This is a genomic window from Candidatus Symbiopectobacterium sp. NZEC135 (assembly GCF_025962695.1).
Map to the genome: position 1 here is coordinate 1 of NZ_JAGFPF010000543.1, position 1,242 is coordinate 1,242.

General features: G+C 46.5%; 2 protein-coding genes and 1 pseudogene. All 3 read right to left on the reverse strand.

Annotated features, from left to right (window positions below; translation table 11 throughout):
• Positions 1-333, reverse strand: a pseudogene (locus tag J5224_RS28595) (histidine phosphatase family protein); the annotation flags it as partial.
• A gap of 125 nt (positions 334-458) precedes the next feature.
• Positions 459-668 (reverse strand): TraR/DksA family transcriptional regulator, encoded by a 210-nt coding sequence (locus J5224_RS28600; RefSeq protein ID WP_264628482.1) that lies wholly within the window; start codon positions 666-668, stop codon positions 459-461.
• Positions 658-1,242 (reverse strand): DUF2857 domain-containing protein (locus J5224_RS28605; RefSeq protein ID WP_264628483.1); only part of this gene is annotated, 585 nt, incomplete at its 5' end. The genes J5224_RS28605 and J5224_RS28600, both read right to left, overlap by 11 nt.

Consider the following 1,242-nt stretch of genomic DNA (forward strand, 5'->3'; position numbering starts at 1 on the left):
GCAAAGCCACATCAGACGGAAAAAAATAACCCAACTGAAGGGAGATAACTTAACAACAGGGATCAGATATACAGGCAACCCTGCTTCCCTGAATACGTTATCGATTATCTCAGGCTCAACATTGAGATTGCGTGCAGAAGACATTGCTCTGGGAAGGGGGCTGCTGAAAACCACTAACGCCCTGTGAGCCTGCACTCGACAGGCTTCTGGTGGTTGATCACTGCCGATACAAGAAAGATCGTATTGCTGAATCCAACTGGCCATTTCATGCGTAGTTACTTTTCGGGCACCAGTAAAACTGGGTTTACCGTGACGCATCAGAATAATTTCCATCGGCTGGCTCATCCTTTTATTAACGCCTGGTCAGAAGGTGAAAATATTTATCTGTGTATTCTGACGAGAAATAGTTTGAGTTTGCAACTTCATCGTGTGCAGCCATTCTACTGTAGGTGGTGTGGCTAACAACGCTTACATTCAATCTGGGTCTGGCAATCAATACACGTGGTCACACCGGGCAAGGTCTGGCGGCGTTTGTCTGGAATGGGGTCACCACAGCGTCGGCAATGAAATAGCGAAGGTGTTACAGCTGGTTTAAAACGGTTTTTTTCAATCATTGCTTCCAACTGCTGCTCATTAAATTCCTGATCGCGGTCGATGTCATCCGGCATGCGCTTTTCTCCTGATTAACGTCTCCTTTTCACAACGAGTGATGCGATGCCAGACGGCAGTAAGGCTCGGAGCATCACTAACACCAGAGAGTTCTTCGGTGATTTGCATCATGGTATCGAGTGCGTGGAGTGATTCGATGTTCTCCGTACCTTGCTTTTGCCAGCGTAGCCAGATAGCGCTATCGGTATTTTCATCCGGATGCGGCGTTCTTCCCTGCGCAACTCGGATACCGAGCAATCGGCGACGGGCGCACGTTTCGTGACAGGTAAGGCCAAAATACCGGTTTATAAGTTCAAGTGAACCGCCAAGCGAAATTGCCCGGTTAATTTGATGCTGAAGTTCCACCTCTTTACCGGATTGGATCAGAAGACGGTGCAAAGCCTCATGGTGAATTCTCACATTCATAAACTGGGTAGATGCTCTGCTGATAATAAAAAATTCATCCAGTGTCATTCGGTTGATCGCTATCATTTCATCGTGATTGAAACCTAATTTTTCGCAGTAACGAATGTTCCCATTTTTTAACGCGCGCAAAACATTAATCAATATGATGTAGTTGAGTGAGGGGATCAT